7 protein-coding genes and 1 pseudogene are annotated in these 6,241 nt (G+C 72.2%); 7 read left to right on the forward strand and 1 reads right to left on the reverse strand.

The annotated features are described in order from the left end of the window. Nucleotides 1-92 precede the first annotated feature (92 nt). Nucleotides 93-803, reverse strand: coding sequence for an RNA polymerase sigma factor (locus tag GTW08_RS21220; RefSeq protein ID WP_304580135.1), 711 nt, complete (start codon nucleotides 801-803; stop codon nucleotides 93-95). A gap of 168 nt (nucleotides 804-971) precedes the next feature. Here GTW08_RS21220 and fbaA point away from each other — a divergent pair, with 168 nt between their 5' ends. The 7 genes and pseudogenes from fbaA to GTW08_RS32740 all read left to right on the forward strand — a co-directional run. Beyond that, nucleotides 972-2,000 (forward strand): class II fructose-bisphosphate aldolase, encoded by a 1,029-nt coding sequence (gene fbaA, locus GTW08_RS21225; protein ID WP_073576039.1) that lies wholly within the window; start codon nucleotides 972-974, stop codon nucleotides 1,998-2,000. Between the two features lie 71 nt (nucleotides 2,001-2,071). Further along, entirely contained in the window at nucleotides 2,072-2,485 is a 414-nt protein-coding gene (locus GTW08_RS21230) for a DUF3151 domain-containing protein (protein ID WP_073576038.1), read from the forward strand. Between the two features lie 5 nt (nucleotides 2,486-2,490). Then, the gene (locus tag GTW08_RS21235) at nucleotides 2,491-3,636 is read left to right on the forward strand and encodes an FUSC family protein (protein ID WP_304580134.1); all 1,146 of its coding nucleotides are present in this window, start codon (nucleotides 2,491-2,493) and stop codon (nucleotides 3,634-3,636) included. A gap of 120 nt (nucleotides 3,637-3,756) precedes the next feature. Further along, nucleotides 3,757-4,434: a lysophospholipid acyltransferase family protein gene (locus GTW08_RS21240; RefSeq protein ID WP_073576037.1), complete on the forward strand. Its 678-nt coding sequence runs from the start codon at nucleotides 3,757-3,759 to the stop codon at nucleotides 4,432-4,434. Nucleotides 4,435-4,553: 119 nt separating this feature from the next. Beyond that, nucleotides 4,554-5,036 carry a DUF3558 family protein gene (locus GTW08_RS21245; RefSeq protein WP_304580141.1) on the forward strand — a complete coding sequence of 161 codons (483 nt, stop codon included), beginning with the start codon at nucleotides 4,554-4,556 and terminating at the stop codon, nucleotides 5,034-5,036. Between the two features lie 83 nt (nucleotides 5,037-5,119). Next, complete coding sequence (locus tag GTW08_RS21250; protein WP_139282841.1) at nucleotides 5,120-5,497, forward strand: hypothetical protein; 378 nt, start codon at nucleotides 5,120-5,122, stop codon at nucleotides 5,495-5,497. Between the two features lie 10 nt (nucleotides 5,498-5,507). Beyond that, a pseudogene (locus GTW08_RS32740) lies at nucleotides 5,508-6,241 on the forward strand (hypothetical protein); the annotation flags it as partial.

Consider the following 6,241-nt stretch of genomic DNA (forward strand, 5'->3'; position numbering starts at 1 on the left):
CGGCATCGGGCGCCCGCGGGCCTGCGCCTGCAGCGCTTCGCCGATCCGGCGGGCGGCGTCGTCGTGGCCGGGCTGCGGCGGCTGGGGGCCGGTCATCGCAGCTCCCCCGGACGCCGGACGGCCTCGGTACCGGCGCGCTCGGCCATGATCCGGGCGACGGCGTCGAGCGCGCGGCTGGCGGTCGACTTCACCGTGCCCCGGCTCATCCCGGCGGCCTCGGAGATCTCGGACTCGGTCAGCCCGCCGTAGTAGCGCAGGACGAGCACCTCGCGCTGGCGCGGCGGGAGCTGGCCCAGTGCGTCGACGACCGACTGGTGCTCGGCCGACAGCATGGCCAGCGACTCCGCGGAGCGGGCGTTCGCCGCGTGCGGCGGCACGTACTCGCGTGCCGTGCGACGGCGCCGCAGCACCGACCGGGACCCGTTCACCACGGCCGCACGCAGGTAGGCGACGGCGGCCGTCTCGTCCCGCAGGCCGGTCCAGTGCCGGTGCAGCCCGGTGAACGCCTCCTGCACCACGTCCTCCGCGGTGGCCGGGATGTCCACCAGCAGCATCGCGAGGCGCACGAGGCGCAGGCGGTGGTCGCGGTAGAGGTCGGCCAGCGTCAGCGATGTCTCCGGGCCCTGCCGGGCCCCGGAACCACCCGGCCCGTCGACCGGGGCCGACGTGCCCGGGGCGAACGGGTGCGGCCCGGTGCCCGCGGGCGCCGGTCGGCTGTCGATGGCGCGCAACCGGCCCAGCGTCCGGTCGACGGCGTTCTCGGCGCGCTCCTCCTCCACGCCCACCACACTAGCGACCACCACCGACAGGCTCCGCAGCATTACCCGGTGCACCGGGCGACGGCGTCGCCCGCGGTGAGACCAGGCCCATTCCGACGATGGCTCCCCCTTCCCCGCGGGTACGTGATACTCACCCGGAGACAAGGAGCGCTGCGCGGAGCAGCGACCGCCGACGACGAGGAGGCAGGCCCCGTGCCCATCGCCACGCCCGAGATCTACAACCAGATGCTGGACAACGCCAAGAGCGGCGAGTTCGCCTACCCGGCGATCAACGTGACCAGCACCGAGACCCTCAACGCGGCGCTGCGCGGGTTCGCGGAGGCAGGCTCCGACGGCATCGTGCAGGTCTCGACCGGTGGCGCGGAGTTCCTGTCCGGCACCCGGGTCAAGGACATGGTCACCGGTTCGGTCGGCCTCGCCGAGTTCGCGCACGTCGTCGCGGACAAGTACCCGGTCAACATCGCGCTGCACACCGACCACTGCCCCAAGGACAAGCTGGACTCGTTCGTGCGTCCGCTGATCGCGGTCAGCCAGGAGCGCGTGGACAAGGGGCAGAACCCGCTGTTCCAGTCGCACATGTGGGACGGCTCCGCGGTCGAGCTCGAGGAGAACCTGAAGATCGCGGCCGAGCTGCTGGAGCAGGCGGCCAAGGCGAAGATCATCCTCGAGGTCGAGATCGGCGTCGTCGGCGGCGAGGAGGACGGTGTCGCGAACGACATCAACGACAAGCTCTACACCGCCCCCGGCGACTACGAGCGCACCGTCGAGGTCCTCGGCTCCGGCGACAAGGGCCGCTACCTGCTGGCCGCGACCTTCGGCAACGTGCACGGCGTCTACAAGCCCGGCAACGTCAAGCTCCGCCCGGAGATCCTCAAGCAGGGCCAGGAGGTGGCCGTGCAGAAGCTGGGGCTCGACGCCGGCGCCAAGCCGTTCGACCTGGTCTTCCACGGCGGGTCCGGCTCGCTGCTCGAGGAGATCCACGAGGCGCTGGGCTACGGCGTCGTGAAGATGAACGTCGACACCGACACCCAGTACGCCTTCACCCGGCCGATCGTGTCGCACATGTTCGCCAACTACGACGGCGTGCTCAAGATCGACGGCGAGGTCGGCAACAAGAAGGTCTACGACCCGCGCTCGTACCTGAAGAAGGCCGAGGTCGGGATGAGCGAGCGCGTCGTCGAGGCGTGCGAGTCGCTGAAGTCCGCCGGCAAGGCCCTCTGAGTCCTCCTCCGGATCCACGTCGTGTGCCCACCGGTTGGCGACGACCGGTGGGCGCGCGCCAGGATGGCGGCATGAGTCTGCACGGCAACCTGCTCGAGCCCGACGACACGCGCCTCCCGGTCGACCCCGCCGCGGCGGACCTGACCGCGGGCAAGGACCCGTCGGAGGTGGCGGCGGGGTCGCCGTCGTCGTCGATCGCCTGGGCGGTGCTCGCCGAGCGCGCCCTCGACGCCGGGGAGAGCGTCGCCGCCTACGCCTACGCCCGCACCGGCTACCACCGCGGCCTGGACCAGCTGCGCCGCAACGGCTGGAAGGGCTTCGGTCCGGTGCCGTGGTCGCACGAGCCGAACCAGGGCTTCCTGCGGTCGTGCGGCGCGCTGCTGCGCGCCGCCACGGCGATCGGGGAGGCCCCCGAGGTCGAGCGCCTGCGCACCCTGATCAACGACTCGGACCCGGAGGCGCTCGCCGCCCTCGGCGTGTCCTGACGCCGGTGGCCGCGTGGGACCGGGTCCGCTCACGCGGCCGGGCCGGAGCCCGGCGCGTCCGCGCGTCGTGGCTGCCGATCCTGCAGTGCTCCATGGCCGCCGGCCTCGCCCTCTGGGTGGCCGGTGACCTGGTCGGTCACACACGGCCGTTCTTCGCGCCGATCGCGGCGGTGCTCAGCCTGGGCATGTCGCTGAACTCGCGGCTGCGCCGCACGGCCGAACTCGTCGTCGGGGTGAGCATCGGCGTGCTCGTCGGCGACCTGCTGATCGCGCAGATCGGCGGCGGACTCTGGCAGCTGGTGCTCGTCGTCGCGCTCGCGCTGGTCATCGCGGTGTTCACCGACGGCGGGACCCTGTTCGTCAACCAGGCCGCGGTGTCCGCGGTGCTGGTGACGACGCTGCTCCCGCCCACCGAGACCGGTGGGATCGACCGCTGCATCGACGCCCTGATCGGCGGCCTCGCCGGGATCCTGGTCGCCGCGGTCATCCCCGCGCATCCGGTCCGGATCGTGCGCCGGGTCGCCCGCCGGGTGCTCGACGACCTCGTCACCGTGCTCACCGAGATCGCGACGGCGCTGCGCGAGGGCGACCGGGAGAGCGCGTCGCGGGCGCTGGCCCGGGCCCGCGACACCCAGGCCGTCATCGACGAGCTGCGCACGGCGGTCAGCTCCGCGGGCGAGGTCGTGACGGTCTCACCGATGCACCGGCCGCGCCGGGCCATGCTGCGCCGCTACCGGACGCTCGCCGAGCGGGCCGACTACGCCCACCGCAACGCCCGGGTGCTCGCCCGGCGCGCGATGACCGCGATCGAGGACGGCGAACCGCTCCCGCCCGGTCTGCCGGACGCGATCACCGAGCTCGCCGCCTCCGTCGAGGCGCTGATCGGGGAGCTCGGGCAGGACGGCGACCGCGAGAAGGCGCGCGGCCCGATCCTGGAGGCCGTGCAGCACGCACCGGTCCTCGCCGACCCCGGTGCGGTCGTCGCCCGGCCGGCGGAGGGGCAGCCGGCCGCGGCGCCCGCGGTCTCGGCGCCCGTGCTGGTCGCGCAGGTCCGCTCGATCGCCGTCGACCTGCTGCAGGCGACCGGGATGACCCGCAGCGAGGCGCTGCGTGCGTTGCGCGGGCAGCTCACCGATCCGCACGGGGACTGAACGGGCGGAAGGGCTTCCGTCACGGGCCGGTCACGGAGCAGAATCGGGCCTCGTTCGGCGCCGGGACGTCGGTCCCCCCTGCACGGAGTTGTGGACGTCGCTCACTGATCGGGGTTCACGGTGCAGCTGTTCATCCGCTACGTCCTCGCGCCACTCGTCCGGCTCGTGTGGCGGCCCCGCGTGCGCGGCGCGGACCGCATCCCGGCCACCGGGCCGGTGATCCTCGCGGCGAACCACCGCGCGGCCGTCGACACGGCGTTCATCCCGCTCGTCGCCCCGCGCAGGGTCGCCTTCCTCGGCAAGGCCGAGTACTTCACCGGCCGTGGTCTGCGCGGACGCCTGATGGCCGCGTTCCTGGGGGCGCTCGGCTACATCCCGGTCGACCGGTCCAACGCCCGCGCCGGCCTCGCCGCGCTCGCCGCGGGGCGCAAGGTCCTGGAGCGCGGCGGTGCGTTCGGCATCTACCCGGAGGGCACGCGCTCCCTCGACGGCAAGCTGCACCGCGGGCACACCGGCGTCGCGTCGCTGGCATTGTCGACGGGCGCGGTCGTCGTGCCCGTCGGCCTGATCGGGACCGAGCGCGTGCAGCCGGTCGGACGGCTGATCCCGCGCCTGGCCCGGGTCGAGATCCGCTTCGGGCGGCCGCTGGAGTTCAGCCGCTACGAGGGGCTGGGGGGCGCTCCGGCGATCCGGCGCGCGGTCACCGACGAGATCATGGACGCCATCGCGGACCTGTCCGGGCAGATCTATGTGGACAGTTACCACCGGCGCCCGGACGACTCCGCCGCCGCGGCCTGACCGGAACGGGTCCGGTGGCGACGACGACGGGCTAGCCTGCTGCGGTCCTGTTCCTGTCCGGGGGAGCGTCGCCGGTGGTCCGACTCGTTGTCGTCCTGCTGCTCGTGTGCGGGGTGGTCGTGGGGTGTGGGGCTGCGGAGCCGGAGGGGCCGTTTCCGCCGCGGCCGGCGGAGATCGACGTGGCGAACGTCGACCCGTGTGTGGCGATGACCCCGGACCTCCGGCAGCGCCTTGGGGTGGAGGGCGACGAGCCGGCAGTCGTCGAGCTGGCGGACGGTCCCAGCCGCGCATGCTCGTGGGGGAACTACGACACTGCCGAGAGCTATACCGTGCAGACAATCGGCACCCCAGCGGCGCGACTGTCGAACGCACGCGGGGCGACACTCACCGCAGTCGACGGATTCGGAGCGGTCCGGGTCGTCGATAGCGAGGACACCGCACCATTGTGCGAGCTGTACATCGACACTTCCGCCGCCAGCAGTGTTCGTGTTCAGGTCCGCGATTCGGGTTACGACGACCGAAGCCGCGGCCCCATCGACGAGGTGTGTCGCTCGGCCGAGACCCTGGCGACCAGTTACCTGACTGCTGCCCGTTCGCACTGAGCCCAACGACGCGGATTCGCGCCTGCAAACACCATCGGTCGACTCGGGGTTCACCGCAGTGCGTGCGACCTATTCTCCGCCGTATGCAGACGTCCGCACACCAACCACGCGGCTCGACCAGCGATGCGCTCATGCTTCAAGTCAACAAAGACAACGTCATGAGGGTGTACCTCCACATGGACGAGCAGGCTCGCGCCTTGCAGAGGGGCCGATTCACGGCGGACCGTCTCCGGGAGATCCCGCCCTGTGGGGACGACCCTGCTTCTCTAGACGCGGTGTCCGTCTTTCAGCCGAAGATCGATCTGATCACGGACCTGCACCGGCGCTACATGAACGAGGTTCTTGAAGCGCGCGACCGTCTGAAGAAGACCGCACAGGAGTATGGGCTCATCGAGAACGAGAACGCGGCAACCCTGAAACCCACCACCCCGTCGTACAACGGCCCGCTGCTCGAGCGTTAGGGATCCGAGCATGCCTCTCCCCCGCTGCTACAACTACGAAGCGTTCGACATCGCGACCAAGGCGGCCTGGATCCTCGGCAAACCCGGTGCCGAGGCCACCCGCCAGACCTCCGACGGTCTCCGCAAGCTCGTCGACGACATGGCGACCACCAAGCAGACCCTCGACCGCGGCATGGCCGATCTCGGCATCTCGTGGCAGGGCCCCGCCGCCCGGGCCGCCCAGGAGTCCCTGGACCGCACCGCGACCGGCGTCGACGGCACCGCGAACGTCGCCCGGAACGGCGCCGACCGCATGCTCGACCACGGCAGCGCGTTCGAGCGCATGCGCAACCAGGTCCGGTTCATCGACCCGGCCGAGTTCTCCTGGATCCAGCGCGCGGGCGACAACATCAGCGAGGCCTGGCAGTCCCTCCGGGGCAGGGGCGCCGATCACGTCACCATCGCCGAGCACAACCAGATCAACGACGAGGTCGCGAACCGCGCGCTCCAGAAGTACGAGTCCGAGACCTCCGCGATCGACGACCGCTTCACCACCGAGGCGGCCGCCGCGCCCCCGCCCGCGACATCTCCGGGCGTGACGCCGGGGCCCGGCGGTTCGCCGGGACCGCAGCCCGGCGCCTCCGTCGCGCCGGGTGGAGGCGGACTTCCCGGCCCGACACCGGGACCGGCCGGAGTCGGGCTTCCCCCGGTCGGGTCGGCCTCGCAGCCGGTGTCGGCACCCACCGGCCCGTCGGGCGGTGGTGG

Origin of the sequence: Pseudonocardia sp. SID8383 (genome assembly GCF_009864975.1) — a bacterium.
Classification (GTDB): domain Bacteria; phylum Actinomycetota; class Actinomycetes; order Mycobacteriales; family Pseudonocardiaceae; genus Pseudonocardia; species Pseudonocardia alni.